A 20,925-nucleotide genomic window follows, 5' to 3' on the forward strand; every position below is an offset into this window, starting at 1 on the left:
CAACGCGACCGGGCCCGAACTCGCCACGGCGAACAATTCCCCGCCTACGTGGCTCGGCGCGCCACCCTGCGGCGCGAGCAGCCGTTTGGATGGCACTGACGTATCGTCAGAACATTTACATTCAGCCCCCTTTGTCAGCGCGGAGCATGCCTGGCACCGTCTACGTTCACCAGCGCTCGCTTCCGCCGGTCAGGCACCGACCGACGCGGCGCGCGTCCCCCCAAGGAGTACGCCAGGAGACTCGGATGCAGCCAACGCCCAACAACGCGCGCCCATGGCGGGACCGGCAACGCTTCCTGTGGCTGCTAGCGCTGGCGGTGCCGACCCTGCCGTTCCAGGCCGGTTTCCTGACTGCGCAGACCAACGTCGGTGCGTTCTGGTGGTGGGGTCCCTGCTTCGCCTTTGTTCTGGTCCCGCTCATCGATCTTGCAATCGGTCGCGACAGCGCCAATCCGCCGGAGGAGGTCATGGCCGAGCTGGAGGCACAACGCTTCTACCGCTGGTGTACCTACCTGTATCTGCCTCTGCAGTTCGGTGCTCTGGTGTGGGCATGCGAGCAGTGGTCTGCAGGTCACCTGTCCGCCACTGAGAGTCTTGGCCTGGCGGTCACCACCGGAGTGGTTGCCGGGGTGGCCATCAACACCGCACATGAGCTCGGGCACAAGCGTGAGCAGTTGGAGCGACGATTGAGCCGGATGGCCCTGGCTCCCAGTTGGTACGGGCACTTCTATGTCGAGCACAATCACGGCCATCACATCCGGGTGGCCACTCCGGAGGATCCCGCGAGCAGCCGCATGGGTGAAAGCTTCTACCAGTTCCTGCCCAGAGCAGTGTGGGGCAGCCTTCGTTCCGCCTGGCAGCTGGAAGAGCGCCGGCTCAGTCGGCGAGGACGGCCGGTCTTCAGCAGGCACAACGAGATTCTCAGCGCCTGGACGATATCGGTGGTGCTGTTCGCCATGCTGACGCTGGTCTTCGGCTGGCGGGTATTGCCGTACCTGGTCCTGCAAGCCGTGCTCGGCTTCTGCCTCCTGGAGACGGTGAACTACCTCGAACACTACGGGCTTCTCCGGCAACGGCGGCCCGATGGCCGGTACGAGCGGGTAGCTCCTCAGCACAGTTGGAACAGCAACAACACGGTCAGCAACCTGTTCCTCTTCCAGCTCCAGCGGCACTCGGATCACCATGCCAACCCGCTGCGCCGGTACCAGACCCTGCGCCACTTCGACGAGGCGCCGCAGCTTCCCTCCGGCTACGCCTCGATGATGGTGCTTGCCTGGTTCCCTCCGCTGTGGCGCAGGGTGATGGATCCGCGGCTCAGGGCTCACTACAGGGGTGATGTGTCTCTGGCCAATGTCCGCCCACAGCAGCGTAGCCGCACGGTTCGGGCGTAAGACTGCAACAGTGGCGCGGGGCACTGAGCCCGCTTTCGGAACGGGGTCGAGCTGTTCCCGCAGAGCAGCTGCGGGCTCGTGACCTGAATCCCGCAGCGATCGTGTCCTGCACCACCGGACATGTCACAGTCCCGCGAGAGGTTGTCGGCATGTCCCTCCTGGCGTCGCATAACTCCAGAAGGACGCGAGGATCGGCGCAGGCCGGGCAGGACCCGGGGCGGCACCCGGCTCGCCCGGCGAGTCGATGCCGTCCAGCGTCGAACAGCCCCCAGCACGGAGTTGGTTTCCTGCAGTACTTGTCTGAGTTCCGGCGCGAGGCTCGAAGCGCGCGACGCCGAGGTCACCGCCGACGGTCGCTCCGAGCGCCTCCTCCTCGGCGGCGGGCGCAGGGGCTGCATGGCGGCCGCCGGCGGCGGCTCCCCGGTGCCCCGTCATGACCACCAGGGCACCGACATCCTTGTTCGACATGCCGTCCGCGCAGGCCAGGACAATCCGGCACCGCACCGCCCATGACTGAGGAGTCGAGCGACGCCTGACCCACCCCTCAAGCGCCGCCCGCTCATCCACCGACAGCACCAACTCGGCCTTCGGCCGGCCCGTACGAGCCATACCGCAAGCCTGCATATACAGAAGGAACTCCTGACTCAGAAGACTGGTACGTCTCTTGCATGACCTCGGCGACGATGTGCCCGTCCATGCAGCGGCGACGCATTCGCACCGCCACCCACGGCGACGTACGCCGGTACAGCACTTCGAACGATGCACGGGCGACGGGTTTTCTCCCTGACATGATCCGCGTCGCATGCAGATCTCCCTACCCCGGAAGCGCCGCCCCACGGAAGCGTATGGCCGTGCCTCGCCCAGGAGATCGCACTTTGTCCCTTGAGCGGAAAAAGAACGAAGATCTTGGACGAAAGGGGTTACAGGCTTGGACCAATCCCGCTAACTTCCCTGAAATGAACCGGTCATGAAACTCATGGGCCGGAGCTCGACGGCTCGACGGCGCGCGCCCGCACTCCCTCACGGCAGGACCTGTGGCCTGCCGCCACCCCCACCCCCGGGAGAACTCTGTGCGCACGAGACCGCGCGGACCCAGACGTGTCCGTCTCCTCCTGCCGGCCGTGGCCTGTGCCATCGGCCTGGCCCTGCCGATGAATTCGGCAGCCGCCGACACGGCGGACCCCGGTGGCCGGGCCGTGTCCGCAGCGGCCGACGAGTTCCAACAGGTCACCCTCGCCAAGGGCGTTGCCGAAACGGGTGAACCCATGACCCTTGCGGTGCTGCCGGACCGTTCGGTGCTTCACACGTCCCGGGACGGCACGCTCCGGTTAACCGACAGCGGGGGCACCACCAAGGTGGCGGGCACGCTCGACGTGTACAGCCACGACGAGGAGGGCCTGCAGGGCGTCGCCGTAGACCCGGGATTCAGCACCAACCGCTTCATCTACCTCTACTACGCACCCAAGTTGGGCACTCCGAGCGGCGACGCGCCGACGGACGGGGCGTCCGCCGACTTCGCGCGGTACGACGGAGTCAACCGGCTCTCCCGGTTCGTCCTGCGGAGCGACGCCACGCTGGACGTGGCCGGCGAGAAGAAGATCCTCGACGTGCCCGCCTCCCGCGGCCTGTGCTGCCACGTCGGCGGTGACATCGACTTCGACGCGGCGGGCAACCTGTACCTTTCCACCGGCGACGACACCAACCCTTTCGCTTCAGACGGCTACACGCCCATCGACGAGCGCTCCTCACGCAACCCGGCCTACGACGCCCAGCGTTCTGCGGGCAATACCAACGATCTGCGCGGAAAGGTTTTGCGCATCAAAGTCAGTTCGGACGGTACGTACACGATCCCGTCGGGCAACCTCTTCCCGCCCGGCACCGCCAAAACCCGGCCCGAGATCTACGCGATGGGCTTCCGCAACCCCTTCCGGATGAGCGTCGACAAGGTTACGGGCACCGTATACGTCGGCGACTACGGCCCCGACGCGGGCGCCGCCAGCGCCTCGCGAGGCCCGGCCGGGCAAGTCGAGTTCAACCGGATCACCAAAGCCGGCAACTTCGGCTGGCCGTACTGCACCGGCAAGAACGACGCATACGTCGACCATGACTTCGCCACCGGCACGGCAGGGGAGCGCTTCAACTGCGCCTCCCCGAGGAACACCTCACCCCGTAACACCGGCCTTACCGACCTGCCGCCCGGCCAGCCCGCCTGGATCCCCTACGACGGAGGGTCCGTACCGGAGTTCGGCAGCGGATCCGAATCACCCATGGGCGGCCCGGTCTACCGCTACGACGGGGGCTCGGCCTCCGAGGTGAAGTTCCCGCAGGAGTACGACGGCGACTTCTTCGCCGGTGAGTTCGGCCGCCGCTGGATCAAGCGCATCGAAGCGGCCGGCGACGGGACCGTACAGTCCATCAACCCCGTTTCCTGGCGCGGCACCCAGGTGATGGACATGGCCTTCGGCCCGGACGGCGCCCTCTACGTCCTTGACTACGGCACCGGCTACTTCAACGGCGACGAGAACTCCGCCCTGTACCGCATCGAGCACGTCACCGGCGGCCACGCCCCGGTGGCCCAGGCCGAGGCGAACGTCACCTCCGGAAAGGCACCCCTTTCCGTCACCTTCTCCTCCGCAGGCAGTTCCGACGCGGACGGTGACGCCCTCACTCACGCCTGGAACTTCGGCGACGGCACCACGTCCAACGCGGGCGACCCGTCGCACACCTACACGGCCAACGGCCAGTACACGGCCACGCTCAAGGTCACCGACACCACGGGCAAGACCGCCACGGCATCCGTTCAGATCACGGTCGGGAACACCGCACCCTCGGTACGCATCGACCTGCCCGGCGACGGCGCCATTTACGACGCCGGCGCCGCGATCCCGTTCAAGGTCACGGTGACCGACCCCGAGGACGGCACCATCGACTGCGCCAAGGTCAAGGTCACCTTCATCATCGGCCACGACAGTCACGGCCACCCGCAGACCTCGACGACCGGCTGCACCGGCACCCTACAGACGTCGGCCGACGGCGAGCACGACCCGAATGCCAACATCTTCGGTGTCATCGACGCCGAGTACACCGACATGGGTGCGAACGGCCAGCCGGCCCTCACCGCGCACGACCAGCACATCACCCAGCCCAGCCACCGGCAGGCCGAGCACTATGGGGACTCCTCAGGCGTCGAACCCGTCAGTCACGGTTCGGCCAACGGCGGCAGGACGGTCGGCTACATCGACGACGGAGACTGGATCTCCTTCAAGCCGTACACCCTCGGCAACAGCAAGACCTTCACCGCCCGCGTCTCCTCCGCCGGCGCCGGAGGCACCATCGAGGTCCGTGCCGGGTCCAGGACCGGCACCCTGCTCGGCACGGCGACCGTACCGGTGACTGGCGGCTGGGAGACCTTCCGGGACGTGACGGCAGACCTGAACGGCCAGCCGAGCGGCTCCACCACCCTGTACCTCCTCTTCAAGGGCGGCAGCGGCGCGCTCTTCGACGTGGACGAGTTCTCCTTCACCGTCACGGGCGGTCCGCGTTCGGGTCCGGTGAAGGGGGTCGGCGGGAAGTGCCTGCAGGTGAAGGACGCCGGCACGACAGACGGTACGCAGGTGCAGCTGTGGTCGTGCGACGGCTCGGCGGCACAGAAGTGGTCGGTCCCGGGTGACGGAACGCTGAAAGCACTGGGCAAGTGCCTGGACGTGTCCGGCGGCGCGAACGCGGACGGCACACGCATCCAGCTGTGGACCTGCAACGGAACCGGAGCACAGAAATGGTCCCCCCAGACGGACGGCACCGTCCGCAACCCCCAGTCCGCCAAATGCCTGGACGCCTCCGGCGACACCTGGAACGACGGCACACCCGTCCACCTGTGGACCTGCCACACCGGACCCAACCAGAAATGGACCCTGCCCTAGAAGGGAGGTGACGCAGATGCGCACCCATCTCAAAGCGGTCCTGGGCCTGTTCGCCGGCGCCGCGCTCTGTTCCGCTCCGCAGGCCACGGCCCTGCCTGCGACGTCCGCCGACACCGTCCCCGCCGTCAGCACGAGCGCGCACACGGAGGCCGCCGCCCAGGTGGCCGCCGACCCGGCGTACAAGATCCTCGTGTTCTCCCGGACCGCCGGTTTCCGCCACTCCTCGATCGACGAGGGTGTCGCGGCGCTGCGGGAACTCGGCGCGGCGCACAACTTCACCGTGGACGCCACCGAGGACCCGCAGGCTTTCACCACGGCCAACCTCGAACAGTACAAAGCGGTCGTCTTCCTGTCGACGACGGGCGACGTCCTGGGCACTGCCCAGCAGACGGCCTTCGAGAGTTACGTCCAGGGTGGCGGCGGGTACGTCGGCGTCCATGCCGCGGCCGACACGGAGTACGACTGGCCCTTCTACGAGGGGCTGGCCGGCGCCCTCTTCCGATCCCACCCGGCCGTGCAGTCCGCCACCGTCGACGTCGAGGACCGGGCGCACGACGCCACCGCCCACCTGGGCGGCGCCTGGCAGCGCACCGACGAGTGGTACGACTACCGCACCAACCCCCGCACCACGGCCCACGTACTGGCCTCGCTCGACGAGTCCAGCTACTCGGGGGGTTCCATGAGCGGGGACCACCCGATCGCCTGGTGCAAGGACTACCGGGGCGGCCGGGCCTTCTACACCGGGGGCGGCCACACCGAGGCGTCCTACGCCGAGGCCGCGTTCCGCCGGCACCTGCTCGGCGGCATCCGCTGGGCTGCGGGGATGACGCACGCGGACTGCCGCCCGGAGACCGGTTACACGTCCCTGTTCGACGACTCCGGCACAACTGGCTGGCAGCAGGCGGGACCGGGCGGGTTCGCCCTGGCCGACGGCACCCTCACCTCCCACGGTGGACTCGGCATGCTCTGGTACTCCGCCGAGGAGTTCACCGGTGACTACTCACTCAAGCTGGACTGGAAGGCGAGCGGCGACGACAATTCCGGTGTCTTCCTGGGGTTCCCGGCCTCCTCGGACCCGTGGTCGGCGGTGAACAACGGTTACGAGATCCAGATCGACGCGACCGACACCGCCGACCGCACCACGGGGTCCGTCTACGGGTTCCGGTCCGCCGACATCGCCGCGCGAGACGCCGCGCTGAATCCGCTGGGGCAGTGGAACACGTATGACCTCCGCGTCACCGGGGAGCGGCTGGAGGTCTTCCTCAACGGCAGGAAGATCAACGATTTCACCAGCACCGACCCGGCACGGAGCCTGAAGCAGGGCCACATCGGTATCCAGAACCACGGGGACGGCGACGAGGTGGCCTTCCGCAACATCCGCATCCAGCGAGCGACCCAGCCCCCGGGTCCGCGTTCGGGTCCGGTGAAGGGGGTCGGCGGGAAGTGCCTGCAGGTGAAGGACGCCGGCACGACAGACGGTACGCAGGTGCAGCTGTGGTCGTGCGACGGCTCGGCGGCACAGAAGTGGTCGGTCCCGGGTGACGGAACGCTGAAAGCACTGGGCAAGTGCCTGGACGTGTCCGGCGGCGCGAACGCGGACGGCACACGCATCCAGCTGTGGACCTGCAACGGAACCGGAGCACAGAAATGGTCCCCCCAGACGGACGGCACCGTCCGCAACCCCCAGTCCGCCAAATGCCTGGACGCCTCCGGCGACACCTGGAACGACGGCACACCCGTCCACCTGTGGACCTGCCACACCGGACCCAACCAGAAATGGACCCTGCCCTGATCTCCTGATCCGAGAAATGAGATGAGTTCCATCCGGGGACGTCCGAACGCCGACCGGACCTGGGAGGACGGGCGCGGTCAACCCCCGGACCGGCGAGAGACATCATCGACCGAATCGCAGTGTCGCGTGCACCGCGCCTCCGAGAGATGAGTGGATGTCAGAACGTTGACAATATGTTTCACATTGCCAACAAGGCCAGTTGATCGAGACAATGAAGGAGTCGCCGGGCAGTACATCCACGGCAGCAGGGGTCCCCCCGTTTACCCCTGTCTGCGTACGCCCGGCGGCCCCTCAAGGCAGAGACCCCTACTGTTCAGCAGAAGTCGCCCCGAAGATCGTCTGCAAGGGTCGGAATCAGAGCAGGCTTGAGGCGAGGCTGCTCCTTGCCCGTCAATCGGTCGATGGATGAACACCGGTGGTTGTGGGGGCGGTCCACGCAAGCAGCATGTTGAGGCTCTCGTGGGATGAGGTGTCCGGCTGGGCTGCATACGTGATCAGTGCCTGGTCGGGGTCGTCGGCAGCGCGCAGGGTCTCGTAGGTCAGTTCCAGGTCGCCGACCAACGGGTGGTGAAACCTCTTGATGCCCGACGTCTTGTCCTGGACCGGGTGTTCGGCCCACCAGCGGCGGAAGTCCTCGCTCTTCAACGACAGCTCCCCGATCAAATGTGCCAATCGCGGGTCGCTGGGGTGGTTCCGTCCAGCCTCCAGGTGGAGGTAGGCCACGTTCTCGCGGGCGCAGGAGGCCCAGTCCGCGTACAGCTCGCGGGACGCCGGGTCGAGGAAGGTGATCCGGGCGATGTTGCGCTCGGCCGGGTCCACGGCGGCGTAGTCGCCGAAGAGAGCGACCGCTGCCGGGTTCCAGGCCAGGATGTCCATGCGCTGGCCCATCACCATTGCCGGCACGTCCTTCAGCTCGTCCAGCAGCCGCTGGAGCATCGGTCGCACGCGCTGTCGGCTGACCTGGTGTCTGCGCGCCGGACGGGCGGTGCGCCGCGGTCGGGCCAGCTCGTGCAGGTGCCGGCTCTCGTCGTCGTTCAGCCGCAGTGCGCGGGCGAGGGCGTCGAGCACGGCGTCCGAGGGGTTGGACACGCGGCCCTGTTCCATCCGGGTGTAGTAGTCGACGCTGACCCCGGCGAGCTGGGCGATCTCCTCGCGGCGCAGGCCGGCGACCCGGCGCGTGCCGCCGAAATCCGGCAGGGCCACATCCTTCGGATGCAGGCGGGCGCGGCGGGTCCGGAGGAAGTCGCTCAGGCTGGTCGCGGTGTTCATACGACGATTGTGGCTGATCGCGGCGGTGTGCTGCCTGGCCCTGCTGGGGCCAGGGAGCACATCCACTGGTCCGGAGGCAGGGACGGCGGTCACCGGGCCGCCGTCGACGGTTCCGCTGTCCTGTGGCTCGGTGGCGATGACCACGCGGGGGCTGTCAGAGTGCCATCCGACGAGGCGCCGCATCCCCCATGGCAGCCCCGGCGGGTGATCGGGAAATGTCAGGCCTGGCGGGTCGGCAGGACGATCGACTGGCGCAGGTTGACGTGCTGGCGACGGCTGACGGTGTACGCGATGAGGTCGGCGATGTCCTCGGCGGTGAGGGCCGGGATCGCGGTGAACATCCCGCCGAGCTGCTCGCGCAGTTCAGGGTTGTCGATGTGCCCAGCGAGTTCGGTGTCGGTCAGGCCCGGCTCGATGGTGCTGACCCGGACGTCGCGCGGACCCAGCTCGGTGCGCAGTGCGGCGGACAGCTGGGTGAGGGCGGCCTTTGTTGCCCCGTACACGGCGTAGTCGGGGAAGAGGACGTGGGAGGCGATGGAGGAGACGTTGACCAGGTCGGCGGTGTGGCCGTCTGCGGCGGCCGCGGTGAGGTCGGGGGTGAACGCGCGGATGACGCGCAGGGCGCCGGTGAGGTTGGTGTCGATCATGCGGGACCACTCGTCGAGCCGGCCCTCGGCGAGGGGATTGGGCAGCATCACGCCGGCGTTGTTGACCACCAGGTCGACCCGGCCGTAGGCATCGTGGACGGCCTTGGCGGCGGCGTCGACGGAGGCCTGGTCGGTGACGTCGGCGGTGACGGCGAGGGCCTGGCCTCCAGCGGAGGTGAGCTCGGCGGCCAGCGCGTCCAGCCGGTCGGTGCGCCGGGCGAGCAGGGCGACGCGGGCGCCACCCGCTGCGAGCAGGCGGGCGGTGGCCGCGCCCATGCCGCTGGCCGCTCCAGTGACGACGGCGGTTCGGGCGGCGAGGGTGGGGTAGCTCATGGGGTGCTCCTGGGTCTGCTGCGCGGGCCGGTGCGGTGCGCGGATGCGGACCACTCTGCGCCCGGTCGGGGCGGCCGACCAGAGCCTGCCGCTCCCTGGGAAGGCCAGTACCACCCTGGGCCGGGCGGCCGGTCTACGCAGCGGATGGAAAGCGCCGGCATGGAGATGGCAGGCAGCCGCTCGGTGACGGGTAGCGAATAGTGGACCAGTCGTCTAGTGTGGAACGTGTCGATGCGCTTTCACGCATCACAGAGCGAAGGGACCCCCTCATGTCCGTGCCACTTTCCGTCGCTATTGCTCACCACAGCGGCTACGGCCACACAAGGCGTCAGGCCGATGCCGTCGCGGCCGGCGTCGATTCAGTCCCCGGCGTGCGCGCCGACCTGCGGGACGTAGCCACTCTGGACGACAGCCTCTGGGCAGCTCTTGAGGACGCTGACGCGATCATCTTCGGCTCGCCCACCTACATGGGGTCCACTTCCGCCGTCTTCCAGCAGTTCGCGGAGGCCAGCGGCAAAGTGTGGGCCGAGCAGGGCTGGCAGGGCAAGCTCGCGGCCGGCTTCACGAACTCCGCCGGCATCAACGGCAACAAGGACAACGCCCTGCTCTCCTTGGCCGTCCTTGCCGCACAGCATGGCATGATCTGGGTTTCGCTCGGGCTGCTTCCCGGCTGGGCCTACACCTCCACCGGCAGCCCGGACGACCTCAACCGTCTCGGCGGCTTCGTCGGTGCCATGGCCCAGTCCTCCTCCGATCTCGGCCCCGGCCAAGCCCCCACCGACTCGGACCTGCGCACCGCCCACCACCTCGGCGCCCGCGTCGCCCGCACCGCGCTCCAGTTCTCCCACGGCCGCGAGGCCGCCGCCCTGGCGGTGACCGCATGAGCGGCCCGAACAGACTCGGCGACCTGCTGGGCATCGATCACCCCATCGTCCAGGGCCCCTTCGGCGGCGGACTCTCCTCCGTCGCCCTGGCTGCCGCCGTCAGTGAGGGCGGCGGCCTCGGCTCCTACGGCGCGCACATACTCACCCCCGAAGCGATCACAGGACTGGTCAGCGAACTGAAGGCCGCCACGAGCCGTCCGTTCGCCGTGAACCTCTGGGTACCGCTGGAGGGCGAGCGCTCCACACTGCCGGACAACGACGTCTTCACCGCCCACACCGAGCGGCTCCGGCCCTACTACGACGAACTCGGCGCGGTCGCCCCCGCCTACGAGGACGTCACAGCCCTGCCCGACTTCGACGACCAGATCGACGCGCTCCTCGCAGCCGCCCCGCCCGTCATCAGCTTCGTCATGGGCATCCCGCCTCGGCGAGTCATCAAGGAGGCGCGCCGCCGGGGCATCGTCCTGATAGGTACGGCGACGACAGTGGACGAGGCCATTGCTGTGCAGGACGCGGGCCTCGATGCGATCGTGGCCTCTGGCAGTGACGCGGGCGGGCACCGCGGGGCGTTCCTCGCACCCGTACGGGAGTCGCTTGTCGGCACCTTCTCGCTGGTACCGCAGATCGCCGACGCCGTGACCGTGCCCGTCATCGCCGCCGGGGGCATCGCCGACGGCCGCGGCATCCGGGCCGCCCTTGCCCTCGGCGCCGACGCCGTGCAGATCGGCACCGCCTTCCTCGCCACCCGGGAATCCGGCGCGAGCGAACCGCACAAGCGTCAGCTCGGGACCCCAGCGGCCCGCACAACCGTCCTCACCCGGCTCTTCTCCGGCCGCACCGCCCGCGGCATACCCAACCAGTTCGTCCGCGACATGGCCGCCTACGAGGACACCGTGCCCCCGTACCCCGTCCAGAACACCCTGATGCAGCCCATCCGTCAGGCCGCCACCATCCAGAGCAGGCCGGAGTACATGAATCTGTGGGCCGGACAGACGGCGGCACTGGCCGGCGACGACTTGAGTGCAAGCGAGTACCTGGCCCACCTGGTCCAGGAACTCCGCAGTTACTGAGGTTTTCAGGGGGGGTCGGTGGTGCGAGGGTCAGGCCGGTGGCGGTGTGGATCCGCGTGGTTCCGTTCCCAACTGACGCAGCTACGGTAAAGATCAGGGAACAAGGGTGGCTCCCGCTGCGACAACGCGAGCCACCCTTCGCGTTGCCGGTTCGGCGGGACAGTGCCAGTGGGCCATCAGCCGACTTGGAAGGTGGGGCTTCGGCGAGCACGGGTAGGCGCCGTCGCTTGGCGAGACCCGAATTCGTGCGGGCACGTCCGCATCCCGGGCGGCCGGGTCAGATGAGCCCGTTGTCCCTGGCGTAGAGGGCGGCCTGGGTGCGGTCGCGCAGACCCAGTCGGCTCAGGACACGGGAGATGTGGTTCTTCACGGTGCCCTCGCTGAGGTAGAGGCGGGATGCGATCTCCTTGTTCGTGGCACCTGCCGAGATGAGGCGGAGCACTTCGGTCTCCCGGGGCGTGAGCAGCTCGGGGGCGGTGCGCCCCGCCGCCAGGTTGGCGATGACCGTCTGGTCGAACTGGGCCACCCCCGCGTGGGCCAGACGCACGGCCTGTGCCAGCTCGGCGGCGGGCAGGTTCTTGAGGAGGTAACCCACCGCGCCGGCCTTCAGCGCCCGGGCGACGTACGCGTCGTCGTTGAATGTCGTCAGCATCACGATCTTGCACGCGGGCAGGCTGCGGCGGAGCAGCCCTGTGGCGGCCACGCCGTCGATCCCGGGCATCCGGAGGTCCATCAGCACCACGTCGGGTCGGCAGGCCGGGGCCGTTTCGACCGCCTCGGCGCCGTCACGTGCGCTGCCCGCCACCTCGATGCCCGGCTGGATGCCGAGGAGTGCGGTGATGCCTTCCCTTACGAGATCTTGGTCGTCGACGACGAAGACCCGTACGTCCGCGTCCGCGTTCCCGTTCTCGATCACCACGGGACTCCGACCGTGAGGACCGTGCCGCCGGACGAGCTGTTGATGGCCATGCTTCCCTCGGCGAGGCGGACCCGTTCGCGCAGTCCCGTCAGTCCGAACCCCTCGTCAGCCGTATTGAACCCGGTGCCGTTGTCGACCACTTGGAGGCGGGCTCCGCGCTCGTCGTAGGCGATGCTCACCCCGATCTCTGTGGCTCCGGAATGCCGGCAGGCGTTGGTCAGCCCCTCCTGCGCGGCCCGGTACAGCACCAGCAGCGGCCTGCGCTCGGCGCCCGACATCTCGAGGGAGATGCGGCGGCTCCCCCCGTCCAGGTGGTGGACGAGGTCGGCGAGCGCCCGGGAGAGGCCGGCCGGTTCGGACTCCAAATCGGGCCCCAAGGTGCGCACGGATGCCCGTACCTCGTCCAGAGCGCGGTTTGCCGACCAGCGGGCATGCGACACCGCCTGCGCCGAATTCTGCGGATCGAGGGAAGCGAAGGCCTCGGCCTTCTCCAACTGGATCCCGATCGCGGTGAGATGGTGGCCGAGGCTGTCGTGGATCTCGCGGGCCAGCCGGTTGCGTTCGCGTGCTGCGGACAGCTCGGCGATCTGGGCGAGGGTGCCCTCCAACCGGGCGCGGGCCTGCTGCTCGCGGACGGCCACCGCGGCCATTGCGAGAGCCAGGACGACCCCTAGGGCGAACATCAGCAGGTCCGAGATGTACTCGGCCCGCACCTGCCAGTGCGGAACCCACAGGGTGAACGCGCCCGCCAGCGCCGCCACGCAGCCGACGCCGAGGCTGATGGCGACGGTGGGTCCGTACGCGAAGAAGGCCAGGAACGGCACGAGGACGAACAGCACGCGCGACAGTCCGGACTCGTCGACGACCGCGACCGCGCAGAGCAGCAGCACCCTGAGGGCGAACACCACGCCTGGCGCGATCCGCCGGCCCATCCACTCCCGCCGGTCACGCACGTCCAGGGCCACCAAGGCGCCGAGGAGAGCCGCGTATACAGCGGTCCGGGCTCCCGGGCCCGGACCGATCACAGCGTAGTAGACACCCCCGAACAGTACGGCGCCGTACAAGACGGCGGGTATCCAGGGAACGGGCCGCGACATCGGACCTCCTCAAAGGCTCACGAAGGCTCGAAGGCTCTCTTTCCCTCGGAGAGTACGCGCCCCGTGCCGCGATCCGGCATCCGCTCGAGAACCCGGCGCACATTGTGGCCGGAGGTCATGTGACCTCTGGCCACAGCCGATGAGGCCATCTCGCACTTACCCACAATGACCTGCTGTTTCTAGATTTCGAGGCGTCCCATTCCCTATCGAGAAGAGGGCCTCGTGCTTCGCCATCTCGCCATCGCACCGTTGCTGCTCGCGACCTCCCTGACCGTTCCGGCGGGCATCACCCAGGAGGACCGCTGCTCCGGCATTCGGGTCCCGGGAGCCGCGTACTCCATCCCCAGCTGCCTGACCGATCTGACGACCACGGGAACCACCCCGACCGGGCACACCGACAAGGACGACTGGAAGGGACTGGTGGCGGAGAACACCGTCACACCCTCCGGGATTCCCGGGATCCAGATCGACGGCTACTTCCCCGACACCTCCACCGCCAACACCAACCACGGCTGGAACCACGACAGCCAGTTCGTCATCCGGCTGCCCAAGCACTGGAACGGAGGGCTCGTCGTGGCCGGCCCGCCCGGGACCCGCGAGCAGTACGCCAACGACCCGATCATCAGCGATCAGGTGCTCGCCAGGGGCTACGCCTACGCCGCGACCGACAAGGGCAACACCAGCGACGAGCTCTACAAGGACGGCGACCGCCCCGGCGACGCGATCACGGAATGGCACCGTCGGATGGCGCAGCTCACCGTGGCAGCGAAGAAGGTCGCCAGACAGCACTACGGGCGCATGCCCCGCGTCACGTACGCCGCCGGGCTCTCCGCGGGCGGATACCTCGTCCGCTGGCAGCTCGAGCACCACCCCAAGCTCTACACGGGCGGCATCGACTGGAACGCCCTCACCTTCACCAAGGAAGGCAGCCTGCTCACCACACTCCCGCCGGCGCTGCGCGCCTTCCCCCGCCTCGCCAAGGGCGACCAGGCGGCGCGCGACGAGATCATCGCAGCAGGCTATCCGAAGGATTCCGAAAAGCAGTGGGGCTACCAGTACCACAACCAATGGGACCTCCTGCAGCGCGTCGTCCGCGAGGAGGTCGACCCCGGCTACGACGGCGCCCAGCAGGCAGGCACCCCATTCTGCCCATCAGGAACCGGCCCCGGCTGCGACACGGACTACGACTTCGCCTCGCGTCCGGAGTCGGTGCACCGGACGGTCGAGCGGATCTCGCTGACCGGGAAGATCCAGCGCCCGCTGATCAGCATCCAGGGCACGCTCGACGCGCTGACCCCTCCGGCCACCTTCGGTGACGTGTACGACCGGATGGTCACCGACGCAGGCCGCGCCAGCCTGCACCGCTACGTACACATCCACGGAGGCACCCACACCGACGGGCTCGTCGCGATCGACAAGAAGGCGTACAAGCCGATGCTGCCCTCCTTCGTCGCGGCGTTCGCCGAACTGGAGACCTGGACGCAGCCCAATATCCGCTCGTAGCCCCGCCCGGCCTGACTTCTTTTCGGCGTCATCCACGACATCTGGAGGAAGCATGTCATCGAAGTCCCTTTACAGGCTCGGCGGTTGGGCGGGCGTCGGGTGCGCGGCCGTCCTCCTGCTCAACGCCGCTCGGCGCGGCTCCCTGATCCCCGACGACCTGGCCGTCACCCACGCCCTCGCACCCCTGGCGGAGGCCTTCGGACTCTTCCTGGTCACCGGGCTCTTCCTCGCCGACCGGCGCCTCACGGGCAGCCTTGGGGCAGTCGGATACGCCCTGAACGAGCTCGGGATGGCCGGCCTGTTGGGCGTGGAGTTCATTCTCAACCTGGTTTTCCCCGAGTTGGAGAAGCCGCAGATCACCACTCTTCTCAACGGCCTGACCGGTACCGTCTTCACCTTCTCGTCGATACTTTTCCTAGTCGGCGCCGCCACCCTCGGGGCGGCACTCTGGAAGTCCGGCGGGGCCTCCCGCCCGGCGCTCGCGGCCTACGTCCTCGGCGCCGTTCCAGTGGCCCTGCGCGGTGTCCTGCCCATCGCCGTGTTCCCTCTCGGTCTGCTGCTGATGGCCGTCGGCGTCGGCATGCTAGGTCTCACCCTGGTCCGACGTGCCCCCGCGTTCGAAGCCTAGGAACCGCAGGCGCCGGCCCGTCTCCCCACGCGTATCGCGCGCGGGAGGCAGGCCGGCGCCTGCGATACGGTCCGGAGGCAGAGGCTGGCGACGGCTGCGCTCCGGACGGCCACGGGCAGTCCCACGCCACCAGCGCCGAGGCGATGGTCTACTCGTCGATGACCCTGCTCAGGTGGGCCGCCTTGCTGGGCCCTGGACGAGACTGAACTGCCCGGCTGCCGCTCGGCCAGTGAGCCCCGCGCGACCAGGTGTTTCGCTCTCGACCGCATTCCACCTGGGCCGGCACCGCGTCCAGGCCGAACATCACATCCAACGTCTGTCAGGCCGACGGGCCTTGATGGACCCGGGGCCGGTCCGCAAGAACATCGAGAATGCGTTGATAGTCCACCGACAGCCCCAACCAGGCCTGCCCCTCAGGCCACACCGGCACCCTGCGACTTCAGTTTCGCCGCCGGCCCTGGCGCCGAGCGTTCTACGGCCTCGGGGAATATGGGTACAGCCACTGGTCCGGGCAGCACGAGTGTGTTGACCCGGTTCTCGTACTCGCGGCGACCATTGCGCTGGGCTGGGACACCAGTTTTGGAGCTGCGGGACGAGCAACAAGGGATACTGACCGCCGAGCATTGGGGGTGGTCTTCGTGCTGCAAGACGCGCCGCCGATCCGTGCGGGGCACCTTTGCCGCAACCGGCCCCACACCCGCGGCGAGGGCCCGGTAGGCCAGTGCGGACTGCAGATGAGTAGATGGTGCAGGCGCCGAATGCCCGGATCGCCAACTGCCTCCAGTCGTCGCGCGGTTCGGACAGCGACCGCATTTCCTTGCGCTTCGGCGAGCGCGTCTGGTCGGCGGCCTGCTGGCCAAACGCGTAAAAGGCCTGCTCGCCCGGCGGGTGCCCCTGCGTCGCTTCGTAATCAGCCATGAGGACGAACATCGCGTCGGCGATCTGCTGGCGGCGGGTGGACTGCCAGCAGACCAGTCGCCAGTCGATGGGCGATTGTAAAGCGCCTCGCCAGTAGCTGCTGACGCCGCCCTCCAGAACCCAGCTGAAAGTCAGATACACGTCACCTCGTGCGCTGGCGTGGTATCTGCGCGGACGCCGAATGCCAGGATCGCAGATCTGGCGTATGACACATGAGTGTCATGTGCGACAGATCGACCTTGGCCCCCCGACGGTGGCGGACAGCCGACGGACTGCCTGCGTCTTCTCGAGCTCGACTGCGGGCTTCGCACGGCGTGGTGTCTACGTAGGTGAAGATGTGCACACCTGCCGCGCCGCCGTCAGGAAACGGAACGCTGACTTCCCACCAATGCATATGTGCCTCCAGGAGACGTCCGCTCCGCGAGTGGCTCCAGTCCGGTCACGTGCCGGAGTATGGGCTGCCGTGTGTCAGCAGCGCCCAGAGCGCATCACGGGCGATGATCATTTCTTCGCGAGAAGGTGAATAACCCGCCGCGCGCCCCTTGCTCAGACCTACATAGGAGCCAAAAACCAAGAGCCGCAGGAGCTGTGGGTCCACAGGCGGAAAAAGCCCAAGCCGCTGGCCTGCACGAATGAGGCCGTGGGCAAAGTCTTCGACTTCCCGCGTGATGTCCAGAGCCTCCTGGTCGAGGAAGGGGGCGTGCTGCTGATGCTCAAGGAAGATCAGCATCAGGGTCTGCTCTTCAGCGAAATCCGTCAGGTTTCGCCACAGAATGTCGAACAAGGAGCGCATCTCGGCCTCGTCGGCCGGGAGGGTCGCCGGCATGGACCGACGCAGGTACGCGAGAAACACCCGCTTGGCATGACAGAACACGTCATTGGCCAAGGCCTGCTTGCTCGACCAATACCGATAGAGGGTGCCCTGCGCTACCCCTGCGTGCTTGGCGATGCCAGGGACGCGTGCGCCTGCGAACGTCTGAGCCGCGAAGACTTCGAGTGCGGCGCTCAAGATTTCTTCTCGCGTCGATCTGCCGTCCTCGCGGGTGATGTCGTTCGCAGCCATGAATGAATGGTCATTCACACTGACCGAATTGTCAAGACGTGAGCGAGTTGCCGGGTTCATGACGTCGAAGCCCTAGGTGGTGCCCGAGGCGCTGCGGCTCGCCGGAGAGCGTGCGGCCCGCGTCGTAGGTAGGGCAATGCGGTACTTCGCAAAGGAGGGTCACCACGGTGACGGCCCTCAACTCGAGCACGTGCTGCGGCAGATTTCTGTGCCCCGTCGCGGAGTCGGACGGCCTCGCTCCCGGCCCGACCATGTCCTGGCGGACAAGGCCTACACGTCCCGCAGCAACCGCCTTTACCTGCGACGACGCGGAGTACGGCACACCATCCCTGAACGTCTGGGCCAGAAAAGACACCGGCAGGGGCGAGGCTCCCGAGGCGGCCGGCCCACCGGATTCGACAGCGAGCGCTACGAGAAACGCAACACCGTCGAGCGGGCCATCAACCGACTGAAGGGCTTCCGCGGCGTCGCCACACGCTACGAGAAACGCGCCTACATCTACCTCGGAACCGTCACCCTCGCGACCCTCATGACCTGGCTCCGCACATGATCCAAGAAACAGCACCTAGGCCGACCGCCTGACAGCGGCGCCGTTCCTACCGGCACCGATAGTCGTTGTTCGTGTGTGCCGTTGACTGACGCGCAGTGGGCGCGAATCGAACCGTTACTCCCAGATCGGACACCCCGGCGGGGTGGCCGGTGGCGGGAGCATCGAAAAGTGATCGACGCGATCGCCTGGAAGTTCCAGACGGGATCGCAGTGGATCCACCTCCCCGAGAAGTACGGCAACTGGCGAGGCGTCTACAACCGGCTGCGAATGTGGGCCATCGACGGCACATGGGAGCGGGTGTTCACCGCGCTGATCGCACAGGCCGACGCCGACGACAACCTCAACTGGACTGTCTCGGTGGACTCCACCATCGTGCGCGCACACCAGCACGCGGCTGGGGCCCGCAAGAAGGGGCCCCAGCAGACGAACCGGCAGACCACGGCATCGGCCGGTCCCGGGGCGGACTGACCACAAAAATCCACCTGGCCTCCGATGTCCAATGCCGGCCACCGCCCTTCGTGCTCACCGCCGGACAAGCCGGCGACGCACCCGCCTTCGCTCACGCTATGGCCCGCCTCGCGTTCCTCGACGGCGAGGACGGCCCCGCACAAGGCCGGACGTGGTGCTGGCCGATAAGGCGTACTCCTGCCGCGCGATCCGCGAGCACCTGCGCAAGCGCGGTATCCGGGTGGTCATCCCCGTTCCGGCCGATCAACGCGGCCACCGGCTGCGACGCGGCAGCCGGGGCGGCAGGCCACCCGCCTTCGACCGCGAGGCATACAAGCAGCGCAACACCGTCGAACGCTGCATCAACCGCTTGAAACAGTGGCGGGGTATCGCCACCTGCTACGAGAAGACCGCGACCATCTACCTGGCCGGACTCCACATCGCAGGCATCTTCCTCTGGTCAGCCCGATGATCCAAACGAAACGGCCTAGGCGTACGGCCCTGTGTGCACGTTTCGTCGGGTCGACGAGGGCGCTCATGACGTTATCGCGGCAGCCGCGGGGCGCCCCGGTATCCGAGCATCGGGTCATAAAGGTCCGTGCGGCGGTCCCGGTGCAGGTCGTTGAGCTGGTTCCAGATCGGAGCGGTGCGGGCCGCGGTGAGGTCGACGTCGGCGTAGATGATCGTGTCCTCGTCCGGGCCGGCGATGCGATCGATCGGCCATCCGTTGGTGCTCGCGATGAGCGAGTTGCCCATGAAGCCGGCACCGCGCTCCTGTCCGGTGCGGTCGGCCGTCGCGATGAAGACGTTGTTGACGTGCGCCGCCGTGATCGTGAGGTGGGCGGCCATGCAGACGCCGCTCGCGTCGTAAAGCGGCGGAGGGGTCCAGACCCAGCCGGTCGGGATGCAGATGATGTCCGCGCCCATCTGGGACACGATCCGGGCAGTCTCGGGGAACCAGATGTCCCAGCACACCAGCAAGCCGATGCGGCCGATCCGGGTGTCGAAGACCGCGAACCCTTCGTCACCGGGAGTGAACCAGAGCTTCTCGGTGTTCCACAGGTGCGTCTTGCGGTAGCGGCCTATGTAGCCTCCGGGTCCCACCAGCACTGCCGTGTCGAACAGCCGCTCGCCGTCCCGCTCGACGATACAGCCGACGATGTACATGTCGTGCTTGGCGGCGATCCGTTCGAACATCTGCAGCGACGGTCCGTCCGGGATCGTCTCGGAGTGGGCGAACGCCTCCTCCCGCGTCTCGAAGACGTAGCCGGTCGTCGCCAGTTCAGGCAGAACGACCAGCGTGGCCCCCGCTGCGCCTGCGGCGTTCAGGCGCTGTTCGACAGCGGCCGCATTCGTCTTGAGGTTTTCCACACCGACCTGCGGCTCGAACTGCACCACAGCCACCCGAACCGGACTCACCCGAGTCTCGCCCGCCGCAGCAGTTGCCTCAGTCACATCAGTCATTGAACCCTCGCAAAACTAGTTTCAAAACGAGACCAGATAAGTAGCAGCGTAGAATCGGTGGTCTGGTTTTGCAACCACTTCGTCAGGGCAGATTTGCCCCAGCGGGCCCACGCGGGAGGAACAGATGGGGACATCGAAGGAGACTCTGGCGACGGCGGCATGCCCCGTCGCCCGCGCGGTGGACGTGGTCGGGGACCGGTGGTCCCTGCTGATCATCCGTGACGTCTTCGACGGGACCCGCCGCTTCGGAGCGCTGCAGCGCAGCCTCGGTGTCTCCCGGAACATCCTCACCGACCGGTTGCGCGCCCTCGTGGCTCAGGGGGTCCTCGAAACGCGCCCAGCCTCGGACGGCACCGCCTACAGCGAATACATCCTCACTGACAAGGGCGACGACCTCTTCGCGATCCTCGTAGCCCTTAGGCAGTGGGGCGAGGGACACCTCTTCGCCGAAGGCGAGCAGCACTCATTGCTGCTCGACACCGCCAGCAGGCGGCCCATCCGTCCCCTCACACCCCTCGACGCCGACGGCCGGCCCATCAACCACCACAACTCCTACGTACACAAGGTGTCGGACGAAGGCAGCGACGCCGCCTGACACGGGAACGCCCCGTGGAGCGGCAGGCCGAGCGAAGCAGTGATCCGCGTGCGGCGAGCCCCTCCCTACGGGGCTTCCTTCGCATCGGGTGCACCGCTTGGCGGACCAGAGTGCCGCCTCGGTGGCTCTGCACGGGACGCACAGTGGTCCTACGATCTGATTCATGCACAAGCGTGCCCTTCAGCGCGCCGCCTAGGTGCTGCGCAGGAGACGGCGCTGAACGTGTGGAGCGCCGCGTACAACACTATGTCGGGCACGCTGCATGGCCGGTTCGCGGTGGAGGGGCGCGTCCTCGTCCTGTACGGCTAAAAGAGTGTTTTGTCCCGCAGAGGTTGTTTGGTTCGAGGTTCAGGTGTCGCGCCAGTTCAGGGTGGATTCGCGAGTGAGTCTGCGGATTATGAGGTCGATCATCGCCACGTGGATTATCGCTTCGGA

14 protein-coding genes and 4 pseudogenes are annotated in these 20,925 nt (G+C 67.7%); 10 read left to right on the top strand and 8 right to left on the bottom strand.

From position 1 onward, the window contains the following. Window positions 1-245: 245 nt before the first annotated feature. The gene (locus tag AC0ZLC_RS32210) at window positions 246-1,391 is read left to right on the top strand and encodes an alkane 1-monooxygenase (protein ID WP_476755479.1); all 1,146 of its coding nucleotides are present in this window, start codon (window positions 246-248) and stop codon (window positions 1,389-1,391) included. A gap of 287 nt (window positions 1,392-1,678) precedes the next feature. Here the strand turns inward: AC0ZLC_RS32210 and AC0ZLC_RS32215 are convergent. Beyond that, a pseudogene (locus AC0ZLC_RS32215) lies at window positions 1,679-1,810 on the bottom strand (RNA polymerase subunit sigma-24); the annotation flags it as partial. A 651-nt stretch (window positions 1,811-2,461) separates the two neighbouring features. Between AC0ZLC_RS32215 and AC0ZLC_RS32220 the strand changes: the two are divergent. Both AC0ZLC_RS32220 and AC0ZLC_RS32225 read left to right on the top strand, forming a co-directional pair. Beyond that, the gene (locus tag AC0ZLC_RS32220; RefSeq protein ID WP_476755480.1) at window positions 2,462-5,311 is read left to right on the top strand and encodes a PQQ-dependent sugar dehydrogenase; all 2,850 of its coding nucleotides are present in this window, start codon (window positions 2,462-2,464) and stop codon (window positions 5,309-5,311) included. Between the two features lie 16 nt (window positions 5,312-5,327). After that, window positions 5,328-7,103, top strand: a complete 1,776-nt coding sequence (locus tag AC0ZLC_RS32225; protein ID WP_476755481.1) for a ThuA domain-containing protein — start codon at window positions 5,328-5,330, stop codon at window positions 7,101-7,103. Window positions 7,104-7,493: 390 nt separating this feature from the next. Here the strand turns inward: AC0ZLC_RS32225 and AC0ZLC_RS32230 are convergent, their stop codons facing one another. Beyond that, entirely contained in the window at window positions 7,494-8,372 is an 879-nt protein-coding gene (locus AC0ZLC_RS32230; RefSeq protein ID WP_476755482.1) for a helix-turn-helix transcriptional regulator, read from the bottom strand. 218 nt (window positions 8,373-8,590) lie between these two features. Further along, window positions 8,591-9,352: an SDR family oxidoreductase gene (locus AC0ZLC_RS32235; protein WP_476755483.1), complete on the bottom strand. Its 762-nt coding sequence runs from the start codon at window positions 9,350-9,352 to the stop codon at window positions 8,591-8,593. Between the two features lie 269 nt (window positions 9,353-9,621). Between AC0ZLC_RS32235 and AC0ZLC_RS32240 the strand changes: the two genes are divergently transcribed. Continuing rightward, entirely contained in the window at window positions 9,622-10,236 is a 615-nt protein-coding gene (locus AC0ZLC_RS32240; RefSeq protein WP_476755484.1) for a flavodoxin family protein, read from the top strand. Then, the gene (locus AC0ZLC_RS32245) at window positions 10,233-11,306 is read left to right on the top strand and encodes an NAD(P)H-dependent flavin oxidoreductase (RefSeq protein WP_476755485.1); all 1,074 of its coding nucleotides are present in this window, start codon (window positions 10,233-10,235) and stop codon (window positions 11,304-11,306) included. Before AC0ZLC_RS32240 ends, AC0ZLC_RS32245 begins: the two co-directional genes overlap by 4 nt. A gap of 277 nt (window positions 11,307-11,583) precedes the next feature. Here the strand turns inward: AC0ZLC_RS32245 and AC0ZLC_RS32250 are convergent, their stop codons facing one another. Both AC0ZLC_RS32250 and AC0ZLC_RS32255 read right to left on the bottom strand, forming a co-directional pair. Further along, window positions 11,584-12,222, bottom strand: coding sequence for a response regulator transcription factor (locus tag AC0ZLC_RS32250; RefSeq protein ID WP_476755486.1), 639 nt, complete (start codon window positions 12,220-12,222; stop codon window positions 11,584-11,586). Further along, window positions 12,219-13,322, bottom strand: coding sequence for a sensor histidine kinase (locus AC0ZLC_RS32255; protein WP_476755487.1), 1,104 nt, complete (start codon window positions 13,320-13,322; stop codon window positions 12,219-12,221). Before AC0ZLC_RS32255 ends, AC0ZLC_RS32250 begins: the two co-directional genes overlap by 4 nt. A gap of 222 nt (window positions 13,323-13,544) precedes the next feature. Between AC0ZLC_RS32255 and AC0ZLC_RS32260 the strand changes: the two genes are divergently transcribed. Continuing rightward, a complete protein-coding gene (locus AC0ZLC_RS32260; RefSeq protein ID WP_476755488.1) occupies window positions 13,545-14,825 on the top strand; it encodes a tannase/feruloyl esterase family alpha/beta hydrolase in 1,281 nt (426 codons plus the stop codon). Window positions 14,826-14,877: 52 nt separating this feature from the next. Then, window positions 14,878-15,453: a hypothetical protein gene (locus AC0ZLC_RS32265; RefSeq protein WP_476755489.1), complete on the top strand. Its 576-nt coding sequence runs from the start codon at window positions 14,878-14,880 to the stop codon at window positions 15,451-15,453. A gap of 1,357 nt (window positions 15,454-16,810) precedes the next feature. Here AC0ZLC_RS32265 and AC0ZLC_RS32270 read toward each other — a convergent pair. Further along, window positions 16,811-17,434, bottom strand: a complete 624-nt coding sequence (locus tag AC0ZLC_RS32270; RefSeq protein WP_476755490.1) for a TetR/AcrR family transcriptional regulator — start codon at window positions 17,432-17,434, stop codon at window positions 16,811-16,813. Window positions 17,435-17,591: 157 nt separating this feature from the next. Between AC0ZLC_RS32270 and AC0ZLC_RS32275 the strand changes: the two are divergent. Both AC0ZLC_RS32275 and AC0ZLC_RS32280 read left to right on the top strand, forming a co-directional pair. Beyond that, window positions 17,592-17,984 (top strand): annotated as a pseudogene (locus AC0ZLC_RS32275) (transposase); the annotation flags it as partial. A 75-nt stretch (window positions 17,985-18,059) separates the two neighbouring features. Then, window positions 18,060-18,903 (top strand): annotated as a pseudogene (locus AC0ZLC_RS32280) (IS5 family transposase). Between the two features lie 71 nt (window positions 18,904-18,974). Here AC0ZLC_RS32280 and AC0ZLC_RS32285 read toward each other — a convergent pair. Next, the gene (locus AC0ZLC_RS32285; protein ID WP_476755491.1) at window positions 18,975-19,835 is read right to left on the bottom strand and encodes a nitrilase family protein; all 861 of its coding nucleotides are present in this window, start codon (window positions 19,833-19,835) and stop codon (window positions 18,975-18,977) included. Between the two features lie 184 nt (window positions 19,836-20,019). On the opposite strand from AC0ZLC_RS32285, the gene AC0ZLC_RS32290 reads away from it, so the two are divergent. Next, a complete protein-coding gene (locus AC0ZLC_RS32290) occupies window positions 20,020-20,490 on the top strand; it encodes a winged helix-turn-helix transcriptional regulator (protein ID WP_476755492.1) in 471 nt (156 codons plus the stop codon). Between the two features lie 348 nt (window positions 20,491-20,838). Here the strand turns inward: AC0ZLC_RS32290 and AC0ZLC_RS32295 are convergent. Then, window positions 20,839-20,925, bottom strand: a pseudogene (locus tag AC0ZLC_RS32295) (IS5 family transposase); the annotation flags it as partial.

Source organism: Streptomyces sp. GLSS-08 (genome assembly GCF_056387915.1).